Here is a 24,026-nt window from a genome sequence, read left to right as displayed (position 1 = left end):
AAGCGGACATCGGGTGTGCGCGGCACAATCGACCATTTTATGGGTCCATGGCGCAGCCAGTCGCCGACGTCGGCGCCACGCGGCTGCGCTTCACACTCCGGTGAGACGAAGCTCCGCATGCTTTTTGCCGCCGGGCCGCCTATATTCCAGACATGCCAACCCTGATCGCTGGCGTCGTCGCCGTTGTCGTCCTTTATTCCGCGCTGCAGATGTTTCGTGCGGCCAATCCTGCCGTGCTTGCGCGCGCGATCAAGATCGGCGGCGGGGTGCTCGCACTGGCGGTCGCGGCCTTTACCGGCGTGCGGGGCGAACTGGCAGTGGCAATTCCGCTCGGCATCTTCGGCGCCGGACTGCTCGGCTGGTCGCCGTTCGGAAGCACCGGATTTCCCAATCTCGGCGGCATGTTCGGCGGTTCGCGCAGCCAGGGACAAAGCTCGCGGGTGCGCTCGCAATATCTCGATATGACCCTCGATCACGGCAGCGGCGTGCTCAGGGGCCAGATCGTGGTCGGACCGCAGGCCGGCCGCATGCTCGATGAGTTCGACCTGTCGCAGCTATTGGCGATGGTTCCGAGCTTCGACGCCGAGAGCGTCGCGCTACTTGAAAGCTATCTGGACCGCCGCTTTCCCGCCTGGCGTCAGGACGCACAGGGCGACCGGGCACGGGGGCAGGGCCGTGCGGCGTCGGGCGGCAAAATGACGAACGAGGAGGCCTATCAGATCCTTGGCCTGCAGCCGGGAGCGTCGCGCGACGACATCAGCCGGGCTCACCGTACCCTGATGAAGAAACTCCATCCCGACCAGGGGGGCTCGACGTACCTCGCGGCCCGTGTGAACGAGGCCAAGGACACTCTGCTTCGCACGCATCTCTAACTCCGGCTACGCTACCAACGCCACAGCCGAGAGCTGCCTTCCGTTTCTGATTGATGCCCCGTCTGGCCCGCCGCTGTCCGGCGTGGCCGATCGCTCTTTCGGGAAAACTTAACCGTAAAATCTTGACGAGAAGTTTCATGTTCGTGCCGCGCGCGGCCGGCCGGCCGTTTCGCGAGGGCAAAAACAAAACGGCCGGCGCTTGCGGCGCCGGCCGTTCGAAATCAGCTGATGCCGACGATCAGTTGCGAACGGTGATGCAGGAGATCTCGGCGCGCTTCAGCGTCTTGCAAGCCGCCTCGGCCTGATCGCGCTCGAGGCCGGCAAAGCGGGCGCGATAGAGCTTGCGATTGTCCTTGGCGACCACCTCGGTGAACGGATCCGCCTTGCTGAGCAGGCCGCGGGCCGAACTGCGCGCGAGGTCGATGCGCTTGTTGGCCTCGCCCTCGGACTCCAGCGCGCCAACCTGGATGATCCAGCCGGTGTGGGCGGCGCTCGGCCTTGCTGAACTGGTCGGCGGAGCGGCCTGCACGCTGCGGGTGGCGGGTTCGATCGACGCCACGGCCTGCGATGCCGGGGCAGCGGGTGCATGGACGGCCGAGGCCGGCAGCACGCCGAGGATGCCGTTGCCGGTGCCGAAATTGGCCGGCTGCGGCGGCATTTCGGGCCTCGAGGTTTCGGCGGCCCGCGCCATCATCGCATTGGAGGTCTCGGGGACTTCGCCGCGCGCGGGGATCGTGTTGGTGATCGGGGGCGCGGACTGCGCCGGGCCGGCGGCGGCGAGCTTGATCTGGCCGGCCTTGACCTGCACCGTCTTCACCTTGACCGGTTTCATCGGTTCAGCCGAGCCGGGGATCGCGGCGATCGGCTGGGTCTGGATCACGCCTGAGGTCAGCGGCGCCGGCTCGGGCTTGGCCTGCGGCTCCGGCTTGGCCGGGAGCGGCGGCAGCGCGGCGGCCGCGGCCGCCATCAGGGAGGGCTTGCTGGCCGGGCGCGGCGCCTGGATCGCGGCAGCTGCAGCGGCGGGCTCCGACGCCGCGACCGGCGAAGTGTCCGGCGCGCGCGCATTATCCGCGTCGGCGACCTCGACATTGGCGTCGGCCGGATTGCGTTCGGTGATCGCGGCGGCGGTGCGGGTGGTCGCGGCCTTCCCGACGTTCTCGGCGAGCAGGTTGCGCATGATGGCGTCACGCGAGCCGCCGCTGCGGCCGCCGAGCACCACGCCGACCAGGAAGCGATTGCCGCGACGCATCGAGGTCACGAGGTTGAAGCCGGAGGCGCGGGTATAGCCGGTCTTGATACCGTCAACGCCCTCGACGTTGCCGAGCAGATGGTTGTGGTTGCGGATCGATTGGCCGCGGAAGTTAAACACCGAGGTCGAGAAGTAGCGGTAATAGCGCGGGAAGCGGTCCTGGATCGCGCGGCCGAGGGTCGATTGATCGCGCGCCGTCGTCACCTGCTCATCATTGGGCAGGCCGGAGGCGTTGCGATAGACGGTCCGGCTCATGCCGAGCGCACGGGCCTTGCGGGTCATCATGCGGGCGAAATCGTCTTCGCTGCCGCCGATCGCCTCGGCGATCACGACCGCGGCGTCATTGGCCGAGCGGGTGACCAGGCCCTTGATGGCGTCTTCGACCTTGATGGTCGAGCCGGGCCGCAGGCCGAGCTTGGTCGGGTCCTGCTCGGAGGCATGCTCGGACACCGGCATTTCGGTGTCGAGCTTCATCTTTCCGGAATCGAGGCGCTCGAACAGCAGATAGAGCGTCATGATCTTGGTCAGCGAGGCGGGGTGGCGCAGGCCGTCGGGACTGGTGGCGGTCAGCACCGACCCGGTGTTGCCGTCGACGATGATCGACGCGAATTGCGGGCTGTAGCTCTCGCGCGCTTCCTGGCTGTGGTGGTGACGGGCGTAGTGGCGCCGGTGACGGCGCGCCTCGGCGCTATCACTCGTGATCAGGATCGCCGTCGTGACGGTAACGAGCCCAAGAACGCCAACTCGCAGCGCCCGCGAGGAGGCCAAGGTTGTTCGAAGCATCTACTTCCCCGTCCCAATTTCTATCTAGATCACTGGCTCGTGAGGCGAAATTGTGCCCGGCGGCCATCGATCCTTGCCTGCGCAACAATCCACTTCGGGCAGAACCATCGGCCGAGGTGGCGGCTCAGGTCGCTCTTCTAGCTAAGGTGTTGTTCACAAACAGCTTTCGAGGCTGTCTGTCGGAAGGCGAACAAAGTCCGGGAATCAGGTTAGGCGGACCGAGTTTCCAAAAGATTAAGCAACCGTTGCGTAGTCCCCCGGGGTTTATCGCAAATGCCGGAGATTCGGGGTTGTGTGATTGTGCGATGCACAATATTCGTTGACTATATTGTGCGATGCGATATTGCTAGCGGCGTCAAGGGGCCGGGAGCTTCCCGGCAATGGGAATTTGCGCCTTCAAGTCTGGGAAAAGGAATTCCATCCATGGTCAAGATCGAAGACATTCAGAACTACGGCAAAGAGCATTTCGAGTCGGTCACCGCGTCGGCCAACAACCTGCAGAGCGGCGTTCAGGCCATCGCCACCGCCTATGGCGACTATGCCAAGAAGTCCTTTGAGGACACCAAGTCGTTCGTCGAGAAGCTGTCGGGCGTGAAGTCGCTGGACAAGGCGCTCGAGGCGCAGACCGAGTACCTGCGCTCGTCCTACGAGACCTTCGTCGCGGAATCGCAGAAGATCGCCGGCCTGTACAGCGACTGCGCCAAGCAGACCTTCAAGCCCTATGAGGGCCTGGTCTCCAAGTTCGCGCCCGCCGCTCAGTAAGCGTTGCCGGCCAAGACAAGCGAAAAGCCCGGCCGTTTGGCCGGGCTTTTTTGTTGTGCCTGAAGCGGGCGGCTATTTCGCCAGCCGCAGCTTGCTCAGGGCGGTTCCGATCGTGTTGAACGTCGTCAGGATCTGGGTCGAGCTGGTCAGCATGAAGAATTTGTCGGGCGTGCTGGCGCAGTTCTTCAGGACGGTCGAGGTCGGATCGGCGGGCGAACTCGTGTTCACCTGGATCGTGTAGATCGTGTACAACGGCGCTCCGTTGGAATCCTTCGCGTTCTGCAGATTTTGGCACATCAATGCCTGCCTTGCGTCGATCGGATTGCCTGAGGCCTGCGAGCTGCCGTCGCCGTATTCGGGCCAGCGGTCCTCGGTATTCAGACCGTCGGACAAGAGGATGATGACCCGATTGTAGGTCGTGTTGGTGTCCTCCGACGGCGTGTTCAGCGGACCGCCCACCAGCAGGGATTGCCACGCCCAAGCGAGCCCGACGGCCTGGTTGGTACCGCCGGTCGGCTGCATCGCGTTGACCGCCGTCTTGAGCGCGCTCCAGTTGTAGCTCAGCGGAATGATGGGCTCGAGCGACGTCGAGGCGCTGCTGCTGCAATAGAATGTGCTGTTCTCATAGTACTCGTTGGCCGGGAACAGCGTGGTGACGTCGGACGACGCCGGCAGGACGCCGGTCGCATCGTTCGGCTGGGTGCGGTCCGTGATGCAGCCCGTCCAGTTGCCGATCGGATTGGTAGAGGCTTGCCGCCAGTCGTTCTTCACCGTCGGGGTCTGACTGGTCGAGGTCCACTGGTTGTTGGTCCACCCGACAACGGCGCTGACCCGGGGCTGGCTCGTATTGTCGACCGTGTCGTTGGGGCCCGGCTGCGTCCAGTCGTGGGTATACAGCTTGCCGGTGCACTGATAGACGCCGCTGGTCGTCTTACAGCTGCAGCCGGACACCGCGTTGCCCGTGGAGTCCGTCGGACATGCACACGAGTTTGAGCCGCTGCAGAACACGCCGGTGCCGGCCGCGGTGCTCACCCAGCAGCCATTGTAGCGCGTGTGCGAGTTCGCATCGACGCTGGGGCAAATGTAGCCGGAATAACTCCCGCTCGAGGGGATGTAGTTCGTGTTGGACGTGCTGGTCGGGTTCTTCGTGCAGGTGAAGCCGCCATTGCTGTTGGTCCAGGGGCATCGCGCACCGGGTCCGACCGCGTGCCAGTTCATCGGCAGGCTCGCCTGCATGGTGCCGTTGGCGGGCTGCGTGGTCGGAGGATTGAGCCAGTCGGTCCAGTCGATCCAGCTCTGGCCGACATTGCTGGTGCCGACATTGACGACCTTGGCGAACGGAATGACGGAGATATAGACGTCACCATTGTTCTTGCTCAGCGCGCTGAGCTGGTCGATCAGTCCGCCGGTTCCGGCCACGGCGTTGCGCAGCGCGGTGATCTTGCCGTCCTGCGCCATCGATCCCGTGTTGTCGAGGGCGAGGGCGACGCGCATCTTGACGTTGCCCCAGGTGGTGGTCGTCGAGCTCTTGAAACCCAGCGTCGGAAAACCGGCCAGCTGCATGAAATCGGATTTGATGTAGCCGGATCCGCCCAGCAGGATGTTGGCCGCCGCGCTCGAGGTCGGGGTGGTGTAGTTGGCCGTGACGGAAATGCCCTGGCCGTCCTTGTTGGTGTAAAGCGCGGTGAAGTAGGTCTGCGCCTTGCTCGGGATCTCCGCAGCCGTGATGTTGCCCATGGTCAGATCCTTGGACAGCATCAGCGCGGTCGAATCGAGCGCCGCCTGCATCGCGGAGCGGGCGTTGTTGGCGCGGGTATAGTCGATCGCAGCTCCCACGAAAGCGAGGAGCGGCAGCATTGCGAAGGTGAAGATCACCGCGACATTGCCGTTATTTGCCCTGGAAAACCGGCGAGCAACCGCGCAGACGCGATCGGAAATGGCTGAACCAAGCATGGCACTCTCGTCGAAATGAATTGCGGTGGCATCTCGACCGGCGCCGCTAAACAGATGGTGAATCGGGCGCGGGAAACCCGGCAGGGTGGCGTGGGGGAGGCTCAAAAGCCGGGCAAAAGCGCTGGCTATCCTCAATGACGTCTAAATTGGCGGCCCGACTCCTTTGTCAAATCAGGCAGAAATGATTAACCTTCCGAGGGTTGCCGCGCCGGGAATCGGACCGGTGGGCCGCGCCGGGTCCGCGCTTGCGGCAGGGCCTCGCGAGGCCCATATTCGGGAAGTCGATCCGGCCGCCGGATCGGACCGGGAGCGGCAAGCTGGAAAGCATTGCTGGGGGTTCCGCGATCAGTCTTGCGGCAATCGCGACCGCCGTCCAACTGCCATCCGGTTTTCCGCCATCCGGCTTCCCTTGGGGAATTCGAACGCCTGAGCCATGTTGCGATCCACGTTGACAGTCCCGATTTCCGAGCCGGTTTCGTCGATGCCGGCGGTGGCCGCCGCGCCGGCGCCGAAAATGAGCAATGATGACAACCGCAACGGGACGGGCAGCGGCCCGTCGACCTCGGTCATCACCAAGGTCAAGCCGAAGACCAAGCGCCCGAACCTGTACCGCGTCCTGATCCTGAACGACGACTACACGCCGATGGAGTTCGTCGTTCACGTGCTGGAACGATTCTTCAACAAGGACGCCGAGGCGGCGACCAAGATTATGCTGCACGTTCACCACCACGGGATCGGCGAGTGCGGCGTTTTTACCTACGAGATCGCCGAGACCAAAGTGACGCAAGTCATGGACTTCGCGCGCAAGCATCAGCATCCACTGCAATGCGTGATGGAAAAGAAATAGCTCGCTGGAACGACTGACCCGCCGCGAGGCGCGGAACGGGTCTTGCATCGCGGTTTTTGATGGTGGTGAACGGCGTTCCCGTACGATCACGGGGCGCCGCCGCGCGACGCCCCGATGCCCCGAATTTAGAAGAAAACCATCATCGCGGGACCGGTCTTTCGCCACGATCCGTCGTAACTATATCAAAGGCGATCACGAAGGTTGTTATTGCCTGACCCGGTAATGGCGATCATGATGGCAGGGGGCCATAGAGGACGCGAATGCCAACTTTTTCCCAAAGCCTTGAACAATCGCTGCACCGTGCATTGGCGATCGCAAACGAGCGTCACCATCAATACGCGACGCTCGAACATCTGCTGCTGTCGCTGATCGATGACTCGGATGCGGCGGCTGTGATGCGGGCCTGCAGCGTCGATCTCGACAAGCTCAGGACCAGCCTCGTTAATTATCTCGAGACCGAATTCGAAAACCTGGTGACTGACGGCGCCGATGACGCGAAGCCGACCGCCGGGTTCCAGCGCGTGATCCAGCGCGCGGTGATTCACGTCCAGTCGTCCGGTCGCGAGGAAGTGACCGGCGCCAACGTCCTGATCGCGATCTTCGCCGAGCGCGAGAGCCATGCCGCGTACTTCCTGCAGGAGCAGGACATGACGCGCTACGACGCCGTCAACTACATCAGCCACGGCATCGCCAAGCGGCCCGGCGTGTCCGAGGCGCGGCCGGTGCGCGGCGTCGACGAGGAAACCGAGACCAAGGGCAACGAGGACGCCAAGAAGAAGGGCGAAGCGCTCGAGACCTATTGCGTCAACCTCAACAAGAAGGCGCGCGACGGCAAGATCGATCCGGTGATCGGCCGCAATGCCGAGATCAATCGTGCGATCCAGGTGCTGTGCCGCCGCCAGAAGAACAACCCGCTGTTCGTCGGCGAAGCTGGCGTCGGCAAGACCGCGATTGCCGAAGGCCTCGCCAAGCGCATCGTCGACAGCGACGTGCCGGAAGTGCTGGCGGCCGCGACCGTGTTCTCGCTCGACATGGGCACGCTGCTTGCGGGCACCCGCTATCGCGGTGATTTCGAGGAGCGGCTCAAGCAGGTCCTGAAGGAGCTGGAGGCGCATCCGAACGCCATCCTGTTCATCGACGAGATCCACACCGTGATCGGCGCCGGCGCCACCTCCGGCGGCGCGATGGATGCGTCCAATCTGCTGAAGCCCGCGCTGGCTTCGGGCACGATCCGCTGCATGGGCTCGACCACCTACAAGGAATACCGTCAGCACTTCGAGAAGGACCGCGCGCTGGTGCGGCGCTTCCAGAAGATCGACGTCAACGAGCCGACGGTGGAAGACGCGATCGCGATCCTCAAGGGCCTGAAGCCCTATTTCGAGGATTACCATCGGCTGAAATACACCAATGAGGCGATCGAGGCGGCGGTGCAGCTGTCGTCGCGCTACATCCACGACCGCAAGCTGCCCGACAAGGCGATCGACGTGATCGACGAGTCCGGCGCGGCGCAGATGCTGGTCGCCGAGAGCAAGCGCAAGAAGACGATCGGCATCAAGGAGATCGAGACCACGATCGCGACCATGGCGCGGATCCCGCCGAAGAGCGTGTCGAAGGACGATGCCGAGGTGCTGAAGCATCTCGAGCAGACCCTGAAGCGCACGGTATTCGGCCAGGACAAGGCAATCGAGTCGCTGGCAGCGTCGATCAAGCTGGCGCGCGCCGGCCTGCGCGAGCCGGAGAAGCCGATCGGCAGCTATTTGTTCTCGGGTCCGACCGGCGTCGGCAAGACCGAGGTGGCCAAGCAACTCGCGGCGTCGCTCGGCGTCGAGCTGCTGCGCTTCGACATGTCCGAATACATGGAGCGGCACACCGTGTCGCGCCTGATCGGCGCGCCTCCCGGCTATGTCGGCTTCGACCAGGGCGGCCTGCTCACCGATGGCGTGGATCAGCATCCGCATTGCGTGGTGCTGCTCGACGAGATCGAGAAGGCGCACCCGGACCTCTACAACGTGCTGCTGCAGATCATGGATCATGGCCGGCTCACCGACCACAACGGCAAGCAGGTCAACTTCCGCAACGTGATCCTGATCATGACCACGAATGCCGGCGCGGCCGATCTTGCGCGGCAGGCCTTCGGCTTCACCCGCTCGAAGCGGGAAGGCGACGATCACGAGGCGATCAATCGCCAGTTCGCGCCGGAGTTCCGTAACCGGCTGGATGCGATCGTCTCCTTCGCGCACCTCAATGCCGAGGTGATCGGCATGGTGGTCGAGAAGTTCGTGCTGCAACTCGAGGCGCAACTCGCCGACCGCGACGTCACGATCGAGCTGTCCGAGCCTGCAAAGGCCTGGCTGATCGAGCACGGCTATGACGAGCAGATGGGCGCACGTCCGATGGCGCGCATCATCCAGGAGCACATCAAGAAGCCGCTCGCGGATGAGGTGCTGTTCGGCCAGCTCAAGGGCGGCGGACACGTCCGCGTCATCCTGGTCAAGGACGAGGCGGCCGCCAAGGACAAGATCGGCTTCGAATATGTCGAGGGCCCGGTCACGCCGAAGCCCGAGAACCTGCCGCCGCGCAAGCGCAAGCCGCCGAAGGGTGGTCCCAACGGTGGCGGAGGCGGCACCAAGGGGCCGGCCTCAAAGGGGCCGATGGTCAAGGTCTGAGGCGCGAGCCGAGCAACGAAATGGAAAGGCCGGCTGAACAGCCGGCCTTTTTGTTTGCGGCGGTGGAGGGCTCCGATGCGATCCGCATTGTACGCGGCGTCACTCGCCCTTCAAACGCTGGCCCTCATGGACCCGGACCTGATCGGCGCCGCGGCTGCCGGCGGAGGACAGCCGCAGCGTGCTGAGCACGGCGCCCACGAGGGCAAAACCGACGCCGACCATCAGCGAGATCCGGGTGCCGTCAGCCGGATAGCGCGCCAGCAGCAGCGCCACCAAAGCGGCGCCGATGGTCTGTCCGAGCAGGCGCGCGGTCCCTAGCATGCCGCTGGCGCCGCCCGAGCGCTCGCGCGGGGCGGCGGCGATCATGGTGCGGTTGTTCGGGGTCTGGAACAGGCCGAAGCCGGCGCCGGCGAGTGCCATGCGCCAGATCACGTCGATTGGCGTCGCGTTGGCCGGCATCAAGGCCAGCGTGCCCAATCCCGTCGCGAACAGCAGCAGGCCGATGCCGCCGAGCAGGCCGGCCGGATAGCGTTCCACCAGCCAGCCCGCGAGCGGGGCGGCGAACGCGACCGCGATCGGCCACGGCGTGATCAACAGGCCGATCTGAACCGCGGAATATCCGAAATGGTTCTCGAGATAGAACGGCATCGCGACAAAGGCCAGCATCTGGCCGCAGAACGAGGCGATCGAGGTGCCGATCGAGAGCGCGAAGATCGGAATCCGCAGCAGGTCGACGGGCAGCAGCGGCGAGGGCAGATGCTGCTGCCGCCGGTACAGCAAATGCGAGGCGACTGCGGCGACGGCGAACTCCAATGCGCAGAGATACAGCGCCCCGCCGTGGCCGGCGCTGTCGATCGCGCTGATGCCGAACCCGAACGCGATGGCGCTCATCGCTGCGCTCTGCCAGTCGAACGCGTGAACCGCCGGCCTGGTGTGCGGCAGGAAGCGCCAGCCCAGCGCCAGCGTGACGATGCCGAGCGGGACATTGATGGCGAACAGATACGGCCAGGTCCCGACCGCCAGGATGAACGAGGCGATGGTCGGGCCGACCGCGGCCGAGATCGCGACCACCAGCGCGTTGACGCCGATGCCGCGGCCGAGCTGCGAATGCGGATAGATGAAGCGAACCAGCGCGGTGTTGACGCTGAGGATTCCGGCAGCGCCAAACCCCTGCAGGATGCGGGCGACCGTCAGCAGCGGCAGCGTGTGCGACAGCGCGCAGAACAGCGAGGCCAGCGTGAACAGCAACAGCCCCGCCAGATAGACGCGGCGATAGCCGATGATTTCGCCGAGCGAGGCCAGCGGTAGCAGCGAGATCGTGATCGCCAATTGATAGCCGTTGACGATCCAGATTGAGAACGCGGGGCTGGCGTTCAGATCCCGGGCAATGGTCGGCAGCGCAACGTTGGCGATCGAGCCGTCGACGACGGCCATCACGAGGCCGAGCGCGATCGTGAGAATGGCCCAATTGCGCTGCGGTTGCGGCAGCCCGTCGGGATGCTCTGTCATCGCGGACGACATGTCGTGGAGTGGCTCTTGGGTTCCGGCGTTGCGGGGATTACCGCATGCTGGATTAGCCCGGCCTTTGCAACCCCGAATGCCGGATGCCGGCCGCGACGGAAACGATGGCTCCCAGCCGAGCTGGCTCAGCCCTGGCCGAGCAACTCATTGATGCGCCGCTGCAGCTGCCGCTTCTTGATCTCGCTGCGGCGGACCCGCTCGTCGAGATCGCTGACCGGCGTGTCCGAGGTCATGATCCGGAAGGCGAGGCCGACCTTGTTGGCCTGGCGCCAGATCAGGCGGGCCAGGAACGAGCGGCCCTTGCGTGCGACGCTGAGATTCAACTCTTCGGGCAGATGCACAGCATCGCCAAATTCAACGCAGGCACCGCCTTCGCTGATATTGCGCACGACGCAATCCATCGTCGAGCCGCGTTCATTGATCTCCGCAACCGCACCAAAAAACACCTTGTCGCGTACGCTCTGGCGCCGGTCCTGCATGGGAAATCCTCCAAATGAACGGCACGACTGTACCGGTCCGCCTCAGCGAAAAGAAGGGCGCCAGGGGAACCCGTTGCAGTTAGTGTAAATATTTGCATCCGTGAGGGCGTGGATTCCCGGCTATTTTGCGCCGCAAGAGGCCCTCGGTTTCGCTCGAAAACGCTTTAGTTCGGCAGCCGGCTTTGCCGCCAGTCGCGCGGCGACAGGCCGTAATGGTCGCGGAACACGCGCCCGAAATGCGAGAGATCGTTAAAGCCCCAGGCGAATGCGATCTCGCCGATGTGGCGATGCGCGTGCGCCGGCGAGGCGAGGTCGCGCTTGCAGCGCTCCAGCCGCTGCGCCAGCACGAAGCGCTGGAACGAGGTGTCCTCGTCGGCCAGCAGGCTGTTGACGTAGCGCGGCGAGATGCCGAGCGCGGCGGCGGTCTCGGTGAGGCCGAGCTCGGGGTTCGGCAGATGCGCGAGCACATGCGCCTTCAGGCGGTAGAGCAGCGCGGAGCGGTGGGTCGAGGCGGGCAGCGCGGCGCCGCCGAGCCGCTCGCTCATCGCCATCGCGAGCAGGTCGGCAGCCTGGTCGGCGAGGCGGATCGCGTTGTCAGGATCGAGCTTGTCGGCGATCTCGGAGAGTCCCGAGATGAACTGCCAGGCGAGCCGCTGCACCGGGCGATCCGATGTGAACGTGGTCGCGGTGAGGCCCTGGGTGCCGGCGAAGCGCCGGTGCAGCATGGCGCGCGGCACCTGGAAGATGGTCTGCGTGAACTCGGCGTTGAACCGCAATTCATAGGGCCGGGTGGTGTCGTAGAATGCGAACTCGCCGGGCTGGATCACGGTCTCGCGGCCGTCCTGCACCACGCCGCCCGCGCCGCTCCGGCCGAGCGCGAACAGCACAAAATCCTCGCTGGCGCGTGCGATCCGCGACGGCGTGCGCAGCACGCGCTGCCGGCTCGACGAGACAACGGAGCATTTCACCGCGCCGAGCTGCGCGCTGGTGATGGCGCCGTGGAAGGCGGTGCCGAGATCGGACTTGCAGTCGAGCTGCACGAACACGTCGCAGACGATGTCCTGCCAGAGCGCAAGGCGCCGATGGGTGGGCGCGTCTTCAGTGGTGAACAGGGCCGGCATGATTTCCTCCCTTCACGAGTGCAAACGCTGGCCACGCGAACAAAGCAAGCTTCATACCGGGGACGGCCGGGGAATCTCCTCCGTAGTCGAATTTTCCTTCCGTCCTGGTCGAACGGCGTGCCCGGTCACGGGGCAGCATGATGTCAGAGGCCGCTAGGCCCGATCAAGCACGAACCGGCCGGAAGCGTCGGCCGCGAGGAGGACATCATGGGCATCGAACATCCGAAATACCGCGTTGCGGTGGTGCAGGCCGCACCGGCCTGGCTCGACCTCGACGCCTCCATCGCCAAGTCCATCGCGCTGATCGAGGAGGCCGCCGCCAAGGGGACGAAGCTGATCGCGTTTCCCGAGGCCTTCATCCCCGGCTACCCCTGGTACATCTGGCTGGACTCGCCGGCCTGGGCGATCGGGCGCGGCTTCGTGCAGCGCTATTTCGACAATTCGCTGAGCTACGACAGCCCGCAGGCCGAGAAGTTGCGGCTCGCGGTCAAGAAGGCCGGCATGACCGCGGTGCTCGGCCTGTCCGAGCGCAACGGCGGTAGCCTCTATCTCGCGCAATGGCTTGTTGGCCCCGACGGCGAGACCATCGCCAAGCGGCGCAAGCTGCGGCCGACCCATGCCGAGCGCACCGTCTATGGCGAGGGCGACGGCAGCGACCTTGCGGTGCATGACCGTCCCGGCATCGGTCGGCTCGGCGCGCTGTGCTGCTGGGAGCACCTGCAGCCGCTGTCGAAATACGCGATGTACGCCCAGAACGAGCAGGTCCATGTCGCGGCCTGGCCGAGCTTCTCGCTGTACGATCCGTTCGCGCCGGCGTTCGGCTGGGAGGTCAACAACGCGGCCTCGCGGGTCTACGCCGTTGAAGGCTCGTGCTTCGTGCTCGCGCCCTGCGCCACGGTCTCGCAGGCGATGATCGACGAGATGTGCGACCGCGACGACAAGCACGCGCTGCTGCATGTCGGCGGCGGACACGCCGCGATCTACGGGCCGGACGGCAGCTCGATCGCCGAGAAGCTGCCGCCCGAGCAGGAGGGCCTGCTGCTCGCCGATATCGATCTCGGCGCGATCGGGATCGCCAAGAACGCCGCCGACCCGGCCGGACATTATTCGCGGCCCGATGTCACGCGCCTGCTGCTGAACAAGAAGCCCTCGAAGCGCGTCGAGCACTTCGCGCTGCCGCTCGACAGCCTTGAGGAGATCGACGCGGCCGCGAGCTGAACAAACTACGGGCATGATCTTTTCGGAAAACCGCTTCGCACTTTTCCGGATCATGCCTTGCACGACATCCAACCGGAGGCGACTGCCATGGAATCAGCCATTCCATCTCATCTGCAGACGGCCCGATCGCGTCATCGGCGTGTGCCCGACGATTATGCGCCGCCTTATCCGTCCTTCGTCGCACGCCACAAGCCCGCGGTCACGCGCGTGATCATGGCCTATTTCGGCGTGCAGTTTCGCGGCGAACTGACTGCCGCGGCGAACGAGGCGCTCGCATCGATCGCAAAACGTTTTGCCGGCGAGAACGGCCCGACGCATTGGGATCGTGCGCAACATGTCGACCAGGCCGGCTACACCAACGTCGTCTCGGTTGCCTATTGGGACGACGCCGGGCGTTTCGACGCCTGGTTCGACGGTGCGCGCGAGGCCTGGACCGGCGGCGGTGCCACTGAGGGCCTCGGCCGCTTCATCGAGGTGCTGCGGCCGCATGTTGCGCGCTACGAGACGCTGTTCTCGTCGCTCGGCCGCCCGGAGGGTGTCGCGGTGCTCGCCGACGGCATGAACGGAGAGGTGCAGGAGCACGCCTATTGGGGCGGCATGCGCGACCGTATCCCGCTGTCGCAGACCGACGCGATGACGCCGGGCGGCGAGCCGCGTGCGGTCCGCGACGGCGCGCGCATCCGCGTGGTCGCGCATGACAATCTCTGCCTGATCCGCTCCGGACAGGACTGGAGCGACACCGAAGCGTCGGAGCGCAAGATGTATCTCGACGATGTCGAGCCGGTGCTGCGCGAGGGCATGGATTTCCTGCGCGACGACGGCGTGCCGATCGGCTGCTACGCCAACCGCTATATGCGCGTCGTTGATGCGCAGGGACGACCGACCGAGAAGTCCTACGGCCAGAGCTGGTGGAAGAGCCTCGCGGCGCTCGAGCGCTGGGCGGAATCGCACCCGACCCATGTCAGGATTTTTGGCGCGGCGATGAAATATCTCTCGACCTTGGGCCCGAGCGCCAAGCTCAGGCTGTATCACGAGGTCACGGTCGCTGCCGCCGACGAGCAGTTCTTCGAATATCTCGGCTGCCACGAACGGACCGGCATGCTCACCGCCGTACAGGTCGCGGCGGATCAGTCGAGCTGAGTTAGCCTAAGAGACGGCCGTGAGAGATAACTTCGTCATGACCGGGCTTGTCTGCGCCCATGACTGAAAAGAAGCGAAAGTGAGCATTTGCCTCCGCTTGTCGTCCCTCGGTTTGACCCTAGCATGTTCACACATCTTGAGCTTGCGGTGGCTTGTCAGTTTCCCTGAATTCTGAATCCATTGGGAGGGTTGTGCCCGATGGAGAGCGCGATGGAAGGCGGATTGGGACGGTTTGGCGACCGGCGCCTGGAAAAAGGGGGGCCCGTTTGCTGGCCCGCCTTGTCAGCGTCGGTCAATCTGGGATCAGTGTTCGACGTGTTGGTGGGGATCGGGCCGGCGAGATCCGCATCACGCGTTTCCTGCGCAATCGGCGGGTGATCCCGGAGGAGATGGTGGCCACGGCCCGGTTGCGGACCGCAGGGCTGGTCAAGGGACGTCATGTTCTGGCGATACAGGACACCACGAGCTTGCGAGACGATGGCAGGCTCGACAGTTTGAGCCTTCACGCGATGATCGCGGTAGACGCCGGTGACGGCGCATTGCTCGGGCTCATTGATGCGACGTTCCTCAAACATGTTGGCGGCAAGAAGAGCCAGCGGGCCGTGCGGGCATTTGCGGATAAGGAGAGCCGCCGCTGGCTCGATAGCACTCTCACGGCGGCTGAGTTGGCAGCTCATGGGGCGGCGTGCGTGACAGTGGTTGCCGACCGAGAGGGTGACATTTACGAGGAGTTTGCCTGTCGACCGGTCGAGACCGAGCTGCTGATCAGAGCCAATTACGATCGAGCTCTGAAGGGTGGTGGCACGCTCTACAATTGCTTGGATGAAGTGCCAGAGCTTGGCCGGGAAGTCATTGATCTACCGGCCAAGCCAGGCCAGCCGGCAAGGAAAGCCGTGTTAGCCTTGCGGACACGGCAGATCAGCCTGCTGCGGCCAAGACGCAAATACCCAGGCGAAGAGGCCGAACTACCGAAGGAGGTCACGCTCACTCTGGTGGAGGCGCGCGAGGTCGATCCCGCTGCGAACATCTCTCCGGTGCACTGGCGGTTACTAACGACACATCAAGTGACGACACTGGCATCTGCACAGCAGATCACCGGCCTGTATCGCCAGCGCTGGACTATCGAGCAACTGTTCCGCCTCATGAAGGCCAAGGGCTTCAACATCGAAGCCGTGCGCGTGGTTGAGGGCGGTCCATTCGAGAACTTAACCGCGGCAACGCTGGTCGCCGCGATCCAAGTCCTGCAAATGGTGCGAGAGCGCGATGGGGCAGCAGGCCGACCGCTCGAAGATGCGTTCAATCCCGAGGATCATTCGGCTATCGAGGCAATCTGCCAAACTCTCGAGGGAAAAACTGATCGGCAAAAAAACCCGCATCCCTCTCGCTCGCTTGCCTACGCAGCCTGGGTATGCGCGCGTCTCGGCGGTTGGACCGGATACTACGGCAAACCAGGCCCAATCACGATCCTCCAGGGCCTGTTGGCCCTCAGAGCCTGCTTTAAAAAGAAAGTTGAGTGATTTCAGCCCGTTGTGATTCCTTCGTGTTTGCGAAGACTCGAGGGAGCACAACATGTGTTGGACCGAAATCACCCGACAACAATATCGACGCGACGGACTTCGTTATGCAAGCGACATGACGGATGCGGAGTGGGAACTGATCGAGCCGTTGATGCCTGCGCAATGCCGGCGCGGCCGTCCGCGCGAGATCAGCCTGCGCGTGATCATGAATGCAATTCTCTACATTGGAGCCAGCGGCTGCCAATGGCGCGCGCTGCCAAAGGACTTCCCACCATGCTCGACGGTTCAGTACTATTTTTACAAATGGCGCGGTTCTGGATTGTGGCGCAGGGTCAATGATGCCCTGGTCCGACGCATGCGCGAACGGCAAGGACGCAACCCCACTCCAACGGCTGGGATCATCGACAGCCAGAGCGTGAAGACCGCGGAAAATGGCGGTCCAAGCGGGTTTGACATGGCCAAGCGGGTCAAGGGGCGCAAGCGTCATATCGTCACCGACACCGAGGGCTCCTTGCTGGCTGTGCAGGTGCATCCCGCCAACCTTCAAGACAATCACGGTGCAGTCCCGCTGTTGCGGCTCATCGGCCGCCTGTTCCCCAACCTGCGCCACATCTTCGCCGATCGCGTCTACCGTGGCCCTAAGCTGCTCGATGCCATCGCTGATTTGGGCCAATGGACGATTGAAATCGTCACCCGCTCGCAGAGCGTTGGAACGTTCAAGGCCGAGCCTCGACGTTGGGTCGTCGAGCGTACCTTTGCCTGGTTCGGCCGCAATCGACGACTTGCCAAAGACTTCGAGGCAACCATCGCCAGCGCGGAGGCTTGGGTTCTCATTGCAAGCATCCGCCTGCTCTCCCGCCGATTGGCCAGAGCGTGAGATCTCAATGACTTGTTTTGAGTCAGACTCTCAGGGCCATGCTCAAAGGCTGGAGGATCGCTCGCGATGTGTGAATCAACTAGGGTTTGACCGGGGGACCCGGTACGCCGAGGTTCTCCGTGACTGGCTGGTGTCTCTGGAATACCCGATCGCCCGGTCAAGCCGGGCGACGACACCGTGAGTTGGCAAAGTGCTCGTGTCTAACACCGAGCCTTACGCGACGCGCAGGCCCTTGGCGATTTCCTTCTGCGCGTCGAACTCGCGGCGCAGGCGTGCCAGCTCCTCGGCGCTCAGCGCATCGGCGTTGCTGTAGTCGCGCTTCCAGGCCGCGTCCTCGCTCCAGCGCAGCGGCGACTGCACCGTGGTCTGCGGGCCGGGCGCGGACTCCAGCACGCGCAGCGCCAGCTCCAGCGTGAACGCCTGCGAGGCGACGTCCTGCGGCTTGCCGGCGGAATTGCCGAGCGGGAAATCGGAGAACAGGAAGCGCGGCACCGCGGCGTGCTCGACGATATCCTTGGCGCAGCCCATCACGACGGTGGAGATGCCGTTTGCCTCGAGATGCCGCGCGACCAGGCTGACGGTCTGGTGGCAGACCGGGCAGTTCGGCACCAGCACCGCGGCGTCGACCTTGTCATCGCGGCAGCGCTTGAGGATCTCGGGCGCATCGGTCTCGATGGTGACGCGGTGGCTGCGGTTGGTCGGGGCGCCGAAGAAGCGCGGGGCGACTTCGCCGATCGTGCCGGCCGCGGCGAGGCGCTTCAATTGCGCCAGCGGGAACCAGGTGCCGCTGTCGGTCGCCGTGGTGTGGGTGCGGTCATAGGCGATGTGCGAAATCCGCAGATCGTGCTGCTCCGACGTGTCGCCGTCATAGACCGCATAGAACTTGGCCCCGCCATTGTATTTCGCGCCGGGACCCTGGTCGCCCCTTGCGGGGTCGAACGGTGCCGCGGTCGTGATGATGGCGATGCGGGACTGGTTCAGCGGCTTCTTCAGGGGCTGGAACGGGGCGGAGGTGTAATGCGCCCAGCGGTAGGGGGTGGTGTAGCCGATCGCCGCGTAATAATCGCGGGTCCGCTGCATATAGCCGATCGGGGCGTCGTCATCGGGGGCAAAGCCGGGTTGATCGTCGGATACTGCGGCCATTTTGCGCTCCCTTTTGCGCGCCATCATTTCAGTCCATAGCTAGACCACGAGCTTGCGGTGTCAAGCCGCGCCCGCGCGGGAACAGAATTGCCATGCGAACAGGTCGTTGCGCCGCATTGGTCATGCTTGTGCTGCTGGTGCCGCCGGCCCGGGTCGGCGCGGAGGACGCACCGGCCGCCCCGGCACCGCAGTCAGGCGCCGAGCGGCCGGCAGCGCCGCCCGCGGACAAGCCCGCTGAGAAGCCCGCGGCCGTGCCGGCGGATCAGCCTGCGCCACCGCCAGGAGAGCAGGCCGCACCATCGGCCGAGAAACCTGCGGCGCCCCCGGCGGATGCGCCCGCGACGCCTGCCGAGAAGCCCGCCGCAGCGACCGACAAGCCCGCGGACGACGCGCGCGAGAGCGACACCCGCGAGGCGATGTGCCTGATGATCGAGTCGGCGGCACGGGCGAACGATTTGCCGCTCGAATTCTTCGCACGCGTGATCTGGCAGGAGAGCCGCTTCCAGGCCGATGCGGTTGGTCCGATGACCCGCAACGGCCAGCGCGCGCAGGGCATCGCGCAATTCATGCCGGGCACGGCAAACGAGCGCGGGCTGCTCGATCCGTTCAATCCGGTGCAGGCGCTGCCGAAGTCGGCCGAATTCCTCAGCGAGCTGCGCAACCAGTTCGGCAATCTCGGCCTCGCGGCCGCTGCCTACAATGCCGGTCCGCGCCGGATCCAGGACTGGCTCGCCGGCTCTGGCTACATGCCGCAGGAGACGCGCAATTACGTCTCCGCGATCACCGGCTCCAGCGTCGACGACTGGGCCGCGGCCGGGCGCAACGGCAAGATGCCACAGCGCGCGCCGACCAAGAGTTGCCGCGAACTGATGGCGCTGCTGAAGCGCGCGCCCAACCCCTTCGTCGCAGGGCTCGAGCAGCACATCACGCTGTCGGCGGCCAAGGTCTGGGGCGTGCAGCTTGCCGCCGGCTTCAGCCGCGACAAGGCGCTCGCGATGTATGCCCGTGCCATCAAGCGGCTGTCGAACGTGATCGGCGATCAGGATCCGAGCTTGCTTTCTTCGCGGCTACGCACTCGCGGCAGCGCGACCTTCTACCAGGTGCGCATCGGCGCCGACACGCGCCCCGAAGCCGACGGCCTGTGCAACCGCATTCGCAAGGCGGGCGGGGCGTGCTTCGTGCTGAAGAACCGGGCGTGATTGCTTTGATCCCGTAGCCCGGATGAAGCGAAGCGCAATCCGGGACAGCTCTCACCGGTTGCAAAAGTGGCCCCGGATTTCGCTGGCGCTTCATCCGGGCTACCAAGGCGCATACCCGCCGTGCGCCGTCACTTGCTTGACCCATTGAGCACCGCGCCCTAAGCCGCCGCGATTGCAAAACCATCCGGTTCCCCGTGGCGCTTCCTCCGCTCGATTCTCCGCAATGGCACACCTCGTTCCGCGCCTTCCTGTGGGGTGCGCGGTCGATCGGCGCGACCGTGCTGACCCTGGTGCTGTTTGCGACCTATCTTGGCATCGGCGCGCTGGCGCATGATTCCGGCTTCTCGCTGGGCTGGACCCTGGCGAGCACCGCCTTCGTCTGGGCAGGGCCCGCGCAGATCATCGTGATCACGACGCTCGGCTCCGGCGCCACGGTGCTGCAATCGGCAATCGCGGTCACCGTCAGCGCGATCCGCCTGTTCCCGATGGTGGTCTCGGTGTTGCCGATGATGCGCACCGAACAGACCAAGCGGCGGCATCTGATCCTGGTGGCGCATCTCACCGCCGTGACGCTGTGGGTCGAGTGCTTCCGCTTCCTGCCGCAGGTGCCGCGCAACCGGCGGATCGCCTTCATCCACGGGCTCGGCTTGGGGCTGGTCTCGGTCTGCCTGATCGCCAACACGATCGGTTACATGCTCGCGGCCAATCTCACGCCGCTGTTCGCCGCCGGCATGCTGATGCTGACGCCGCTCGCCTTCCTGTTCTCCACGGCACGCAATTGCCGCGAACTCGCCGATGTCATCGCGCTGGTGCTCGGCCTATTGTTGTTCCCGCTGGCCGCGATGCTGAACAGCGGCGTCGACATCCTGGTCAGCGGGGTCGTCGCAGGCACCATTGCCTATGCCGTGCACCGGGCGAGGGCGGGCATCGTCGGGGCGCGTGCATGATCGGTTTCATCGGCGACTGGCACGCGCTTGCAATCCTGTTCGTCGCGGGCGTCATTCCCAACCAGATCTGGCGCATGCTCGGCCTGTGGTTCGGCGGCGGCATCGACGAGAACTCCGAACTCTTGGTCTGGGTGAGGGCGGTCGCCACCGCGATCCTCGCCGGGATCATCGCGCAGATCGTGGTGCAGCCGCCGGGCGCGCTCGCCAGCGTGCCGGATTGGCTACGCTACGGCGCCGTCGCCGCGGGCTTTGTCGTGTTCATGCTGGGGAGGAAATCGATCTTCGCCGGCGTGATCGCAGGCGAAATCGTCATGATCGCAGGCAAATACTGGCTCGGCTGATTGCGGCGTCCGCATTATCCGCTACTCTCGCTCCCCAAGAACAAGACAACGGGGAAACGGCATGCAGCGGCGCGCATCATCGCTATTCATTGTTGTTCTGACGGCGTTGCTGGCGGCGACGCTGCCGGCGCGTGCCGCGGACTATCCGACGCGACCGATCAAGCTCGTGGTGCCCTATGCCGCGGGCGGGCCGACTGACGTGCTCGGCCGCATCGTCGGCGAATATCTCGGGCGCGATCTCAAGCAGGTGGTCGTGGTCGAGAACAAGGCCGGCGCGCAGGGCGCGATCGGCGCCGAAGCCGTGGCGCGCTCCGATCCCGACGGCTACACGCTGTTCGTGACGGCGGCCTCGATCTTCGTGCTCAATCCGCTGCTCTACAAAAAGCTGCCCTACGATCCGGCCAGGGATTTTCGCCTGCTGTCTGTCATCACGGATGCGCCGATGATCATGGAGGTGCATCCCTCGGTGCCGGCCAGGACGATCGCGGAGTTCGTGGTCTATGCCAAGAAGAATCCCGGGAAGCTCAATTTCGGATCGGCCGGCACCGGCGGCACGGTTCATCTCGCCGGCGAGATGTTCAAGCAGATGGCCGGCGTCGAGATGACCCACGTGCCCTACAAGGGCGCCGGACCCGCGCTGCAGGATTTGCTGTCAGGCAACATCCAGCTGATGTTCGACACGCTCGGCACCGCGCTGCCGCCGGTCAAATCGGGCATGCTGCGGCCGCTCGGCGTCAGCTCGACCGAGCGCATCCCCGATTTGCCCGATCTGCCGACGATCGCCGAGAGCGGCTATCCCGATTATGCGGTCAGCGTCTGGTATGGTATCGCAGCGCCGTCGAAGGTGCCTGACGACGTGGCAGGCAAGGTCAAGGCGAGCCTCGACCGGGCCTTGAACGACGAGGCGTTCCGCGCTTCGCTGCTCAAGATCGGCTTCCCGCCGCTGCACGCGAAGAGCCAGGCCGAGATCGACGAGTTCGTGAATACCGATCGCGCGCGGTGGGCGGGCGTGGTCAAGGCGCTGAACATATCGCTGGATTGACACATGGTACGTGAAATGGAACTGCGCCAGGGCGAGGTCGCCGTCGACATGCCGACGGCGCGCGATGCCGCGCTCGTCTTCATCGGCCGCATCCGCACGCCCTGGACCTCGCGGCTGGCGACGCCGCGGCAGGGGCGGCATGACGGCCCGGTGTGCCGGCTCGAGATTTTCGAGCCCTGGGTCGCGGCGATCAAGGGCGTCGATTTCTATTCAAATCTCGAGGTGCTGTACTGGCTGCACCAGTCGCGCCGCGACATTGTGCTGCAAAGCCCGAAGAACAACGGCAATACCCGCGGCACCTTCTCGCTGCGCTCGCCGGTACGCCCCAACCCGATCGGCACCTCGATCGTCAAGCTGGTCGGCGTCGAGGGCAACGTCATTTTGGTGCGCGGCCTCGACTGCCTCGACGAGACGCCGCTGATCGACGTCAAGCCCGACCGCTGCGAGTTCACCCCGCTGGCCCCGCCGCAGGCGGGGGACTTCGAGACGGAGTAGGATCCGTAGCCCGGATGGAGCGACGCGAAATCCGGGGTGGTCTTACGACGCGGCAGAGATTCCCGGATTGCGCCGCGCTTCATCCGGGCTACGGGATCGCGTACGCGCCGTGGCCTACTTCAACGCCGCGATCAGCTTCGCCGCGCTCGCCTCCAGCACCTTGCCGTCTTCCTTGTGGCTCGCAGGCGGCAGCAGCGCGACGCCGTCCTTGCGCGGCATGACGTGCATGTGCAGATGGAACACGACTTGGCCGCCGGCTGGCTCGTTGAATTGCTGCACGGTGATGCCGTCGGCTTCGAACGCCTTCATCGCGGCGGCGGCGATCTTGTGCGATGCGCGCGCGACGTGCGCGTAGTCGTCGGGCTTGATGTCGAGGATGTTACGGGCAGGGGCCTTCGGAATGACGAGCGTATGCCCCGGCGAGCGCGGCATGATGTCGAGGAAGGCGAACACGTGCTCGTCCTCATAGACCTTGTAGCAAGGCAGCTCGCCGCGCAGGATCTTTGCGAAGATGTTGTTGCTGTCGTAGGCGGCGGGCATGGCGGCGGCTCCTCGATTGTGTTGCTTTATTGCCTAGGTGGCGACGGAGGCGTCAAGCGTCGTCGTCGACCGTCTTGCGGAACGGGCCGGCCTCGGCGAGCTCGCGGCCGACCTCGGCGACATAGTCGCGCTCGCGCTTGAGGTAATCGGCGATCGCCCGGCGCAGTCCGGGATCGGCGATGAAATGCGCCGAATAGGTGGTCTGCGGCAGGTAGCCGCGCGCCAGCTTGTGCTCGCCCTGCGCGCCGGCCTCGACCACCTTGAGCCCGCGCTGAACCGCGAAATCGATCGCCTGATAGTAGCAGACCTCGAAATGCAGGAACGGGTGGTGCTCGATCGCGCCCCAGTTGCGGCCGAACAGCGTGTCGGAGCCGATGAAGTTGATCGCACCCGCGATCCAGCGGCCGTTGCGCTTGGCCATCACCAGCAGCACGTCCCGGCTCATCGTCTCGCCGATCAGCGAGAAGAATTCTCGGGTCAGATACGGCCGGCCCCATTTGCGCGACCCGGTCTCCATGTAGAACTCGAAGAACGCATCCCAGGCGTCCTCGGTGATGTCGGAACCGGTCAGCCAGTGGATGGTGATCCCGGCGGCAACCGCCTCGCGACGCTCGCGCTTGATGCCCTTGCGGTGGCGCGAGTTCAGCGAGCCGAGAAAGTCGTCGAAGGTCTTGTAGCCCCCATTGTGCCAGTGGAACTGCTGGTCGGTCCGCTGCAGGAAACCATGTGCGCCGAGGAACCTGGCCTCGTCCTCGCGGGCGAACGTCACATGCACGGAGGAGGCCTCGGTGGCGTTGCAGAGTGCCCGCAGGCCTCGCGCCAGCGCCGAGCCGATCACCTCGCGGTCGACGCCGTCACGGATCAACAGCCGCGGTCCGGTCGCGGGCGTGAAGGGGACGGACACCTGGAGCTTCGGGTAATAGCTGCCGCCGGCGCGGTGATAGGCCTCGGCCCAGCCGCGATCGAACACGTATTCGCCCTGCGAATGCGATTTCAGATAGCAGGGCACGACGCCGACGATCCGGCCATCGAGTTTGGCGACCAGATGCCGCGGGCCCCAGCCGGTCCGCGGGCAGGCCGAATTGGAGGCTTCGGCGGCAGCGAAAAAGGCGTGGGAAACGAACGGGTTATAGCTCGAACTTGCGGCGGTCTGGCAATCGTTTGCGGAGCCGGGCGAGGCCAGCGTGTCGAGGTTATGGATGCTGTCCGCGTCCGCCTTGGGATTGGCGCAGGCGTCCCATTCGGCGGCCGGAATGCCGCCGATGTCAGCTACAGCCTCTAGGGTGATTTCAGAAGACGCCATCGAGAATGAAG

At 64.9% G+C, this 24,026-nt stretch carries 21 protein-coding genes; 13 read left to right on the top strand and 8 right to left on the bottom strand.

Annotated features, from left to right (window positions below; genetic code table 11):
• Window positions 1-152 precede the first annotated feature (152 nt).
• Window positions 153-872, top strand: a complete 720-nt coding sequence (locus XI02_RS25850; protein ID WP_194483230.1) for a DnaJ domain-containing protein — start codon at window positions 153-155, stop codon at window positions 870-872.
• A gap of 238 nt (window positions 873-1,110) precedes the next feature.
• On the opposite strand, the gene XI02_RS25845 is transcribed toward XI02_RS25850, so the two are convergent.
• Entirely contained in the window at window positions 1,111-2,904 is a 1,794-nt protein-coding gene (locus tag XI02_RS25845; RefSeq protein WP_026192864.1) for a D-alanyl-D-alanine carboxypeptidase, read from the bottom strand.
• Between the two features lie 423 nt (window positions 2,905-3,327).
• On the opposite strand from XI02_RS25845, the gene XI02_RS25840 reads away from it, so the two are divergent.
• A complete protein-coding gene (locus XI02_RS25840; RefSeq protein WP_016844841.1) occupies window positions 3,328-3,666 on the top strand; it encodes a phasin family protein in 339 nt (112 codons plus the stop codon).
• 72 nt (window positions 3,667-3,738) lie between these two features.
• Here XI02_RS25840 and XI02_RS25835 read toward each other — a convergent pair whose 3' ends face one another.
• Window positions 3,739-5,619, bottom strand: a complete 1,881-nt coding sequence (locus XI02_RS25835) for a pilus assembly protein (RefSeq protein ID WP_018272012.1) — start codon at window positions 5,617-5,619, stop codon at window positions 3,739-3,741.
• Between the two features lie 514 nt (window positions 5,620-6,133).
• On the opposite strand from XI02_RS25835, the gene clpS reads away from it, so the two are divergent.
• Together clpS and clpA are read left to right on the top strand one after the other, a co-directional pair.
• Window positions 6,134-6,466, top strand: coding sequence for an ATP-dependent Clp protease adapter ClpS (gene clpS, locus XI02_RS25830; RefSeq protein WP_026192863.1), 333 nt, complete (start codon window positions 6,134-6,136; stop codon window positions 6,464-6,466).
• Between the two features lie 260 nt (window positions 6,467-6,726).
• Window positions 6,727-9,132, top strand: coding sequence for an ATP-dependent Clp protease ATP-binding subunit ClpA (gene clpA, locus XI02_RS25825; protein ID WP_026192862.1), 2,406 nt, complete (start codon window positions 6,727-6,729; stop codon window positions 9,130-9,132).
• A 99-nt stretch (window positions 9,133-9,231) separates the two neighbouring features.
• Here clpA and XI02_RS25820 read toward each other — a convergent pair whose 3' ends face one another.
• The 3 genes from XI02_RS25820 to XI02_RS25810 all read right to left on the bottom strand — a co-directional run bounded on the left by XI02_RS25820 (window position 9,232) and on the right by XI02_RS25810 (window position 12,253).
• Window positions 9,232-10,653 (bottom strand): MFS transporter, encoded by a 1,422-nt coding sequence (locus tag XI02_RS25820; protein ID WP_018272010.1) that lies wholly within the window; start codon window positions 10,651-10,653, stop codon window positions 9,232-9,234.
• A 125-nt stretch (window positions 10,654-10,778) separates the two neighbouring features.
• On the bottom strand, window positions 10,779-11,132 hold the full coding sequence (locus XI02_RS25815) for a PilZ domain-containing protein (protein ID WP_016848266.1): 354 nt from the start codon (window positions 11,130-11,132) through the stop codon (window positions 10,779-10,781).
• Between the two features lie 164 nt (window positions 11,133-11,296).
• Window positions 11,297-12,253 (bottom strand): helix-turn-helix domain-containing protein, encoded by a 957-nt coding sequence (locus tag XI02_RS25810; protein WP_018272009.1) that lies wholly within the window; start codon window positions 12,251-12,253, stop codon window positions 11,297-11,299.
• A gap of 207 nt (window positions 12,254-12,460) precedes the next feature.
• On the opposite strand from XI02_RS25810, the gene XI02_RS25805 reads away from it, so the two are divergent.
• The 4 genes from XI02_RS25805 to XI02_RS25790 all read left to right on the top strand — a co-directional run bounded on the left by XI02_RS25805 (window position 12,461) and on the right by XI02_RS25790 (window position 17,005).
• Window positions 12,461-13,471, top strand: a complete 1,011-nt coding sequence (locus XI02_RS25805; protein WP_018272008.1) for a carbon-nitrogen hydrolase family protein — start codon at window positions 12,461-12,463, stop codon at window positions 13,469-13,471.
• A gap of 87 nt (window positions 13,472-13,558) precedes the next feature.
• Window positions 13,559-14,611, top strand: a complete 1,053-nt coding sequence (locus tag XI02_RS25800; protein WP_041482663.1) for a phenylacetaldoxime dehydratase family protein — start codon at window positions 13,559-13,561, stop codon at window positions 14,609-14,611.
• A gap of 266 nt (window positions 14,612-14,877) precedes the next feature.
• Window positions 14,878-16,128 (top strand): IS4 family transposase, encoded by a 1,251-nt coding sequence (locus XI02_RS25795; RefSeq protein WP_018272006.1) that lies wholly within the window; start codon window positions 14,878-14,880, stop codon window positions 16,126-16,128.
• Between the two features lie 52 nt (window positions 16,129-16,180).
• Complete coding sequence (locus tag XI02_RS25790; protein ID WP_026191947.1) at window positions 16,181-17,005, top strand: IS5 family transposase; 825 nt, start codon at window positions 16,181-16,183, stop codon at window positions 17,003-17,005.
• Window positions 17,006-17,218: 213 nt separating this feature from the next.
• Here the strand turns inward: XI02_RS25790 and XI02_RS25785 are convergent, their stop codons facing one another.
• Window positions 17,219-18,148 (bottom strand): glycine/sarcosine/betaine reductase selenoprotein B family protein, encoded by a 930-nt coding sequence (locus XI02_RS25785; RefSeq protein ID WP_018272005.1) that lies wholly within the window; start codon window positions 18,146-18,148, stop codon window positions 17,219-17,221.
• A 92-nt stretch (window positions 18,149-18,240) separates the two neighbouring features.
• Between XI02_RS25785 and XI02_RS25780 the strand changes: the two genes are divergently transcribed.
• The 5 genes from XI02_RS25780 (at window position 18,241) to tsaA (ending at window position 22,172) form a co-directional block, all read left to right on the top strand.
• Window positions 18,241-19,347, top strand: a complete 1,107-nt coding sequence (locus XI02_RS25780) for a lytic transglycosylase domain-containing protein (RefSeq protein WP_244620833.1) — start codon at window positions 18,241-18,243, stop codon at window positions 19,345-19,347.
• A 194-nt stretch (window positions 19,348-19,541) separates the two neighbouring features.
• On the top strand, window positions 19,542-20,294 hold the full coding sequence (locus tag XI02_RS25775; RefSeq protein WP_018272003.1) for an AzlC family ABC transporter permease: 753 nt from the start codon (window positions 19,542-19,544) through the stop codon (window positions 20,292-20,294).
• A complete protein-coding gene (locus tag XI02_RS25770; protein ID WP_018272002.1) occupies window positions 20,291-20,635 on the top strand; it encodes an AzlD domain-containing protein in 345 nt (114 codons plus the stop codon). Before XI02_RS25775 ends, XI02_RS25770 begins: the two co-directional genes overlap by 4 nt.
• 61 nt (window positions 20,636-20,696) lie before the next feature.
• The gene (locus XI02_RS25765) at window positions 20,697-21,677 is read left to right on the top strand and encodes a tripartite tricarboxylate transporter substrate binding protein (protein ID WP_026192859.1); all 981 of its coding nucleotides are present in this window, start codon (window positions 20,697-20,699) and stop codon (window positions 21,675-21,677) included.
• Between the two features lie 3 nt (window positions 21,678-21,680).
• Window positions 21,681-22,172, top strand: a complete 492-nt coding sequence (tsaA, locus tag XI02_RS25760) for a tRNA (N6-threonylcarbamoyladenosine(37)-N6)-methyltransferase TrmO (protein ID WP_026192858.1) — start codon at window positions 21,681-21,683, stop codon at window positions 22,170-22,172.
• 114 nt (window positions 22,173-22,286) lie between these two features.
• Here tsaA and XI02_RS25755 read toward each other — a convergent pair whose 3' ends face one another.
• On the bottom strand, window positions 22,287-22,712 hold the full coding sequence (locus XI02_RS25755) for an HIT family protein (RefSeq protein WP_018271999.1): 426 nt from the start codon (window positions 22,710-22,712) through the stop codon (window positions 22,287-22,289).
• A 52-nt stretch (window positions 22,713-22,764) separates the two neighbouring features.
• Window positions 22,765-24,015, bottom strand: coding sequence for a GNAT family N-acetyltransferase (locus XI02_RS25750; RefSeq protein ID WP_018271998.1), 1,251 nt, complete (start codon window positions 24,013-24,015; stop codon window positions 22,765-22,767).
• Window positions 24,016-24,026 lie beyond the last annotated feature (11 nt).

Origin of the sequence: Bradyrhizobium sp. CCBAU 21365 (assembly GCF_015291305.1) — a bacterium.
Classification (GTDB): domain Bacteria; phylum Pseudomonadota; class Alphaproteobacteria; order Rhizobiales; family Xanthobacteraceae; genus Bradyrhizobium; species Bradyrhizobium elkanii.
The sequence above is the reverse complement of the archived record's forward strand: the minus strand, read 5'-3'. Positions and strand labels throughout refer to the sequence as shown.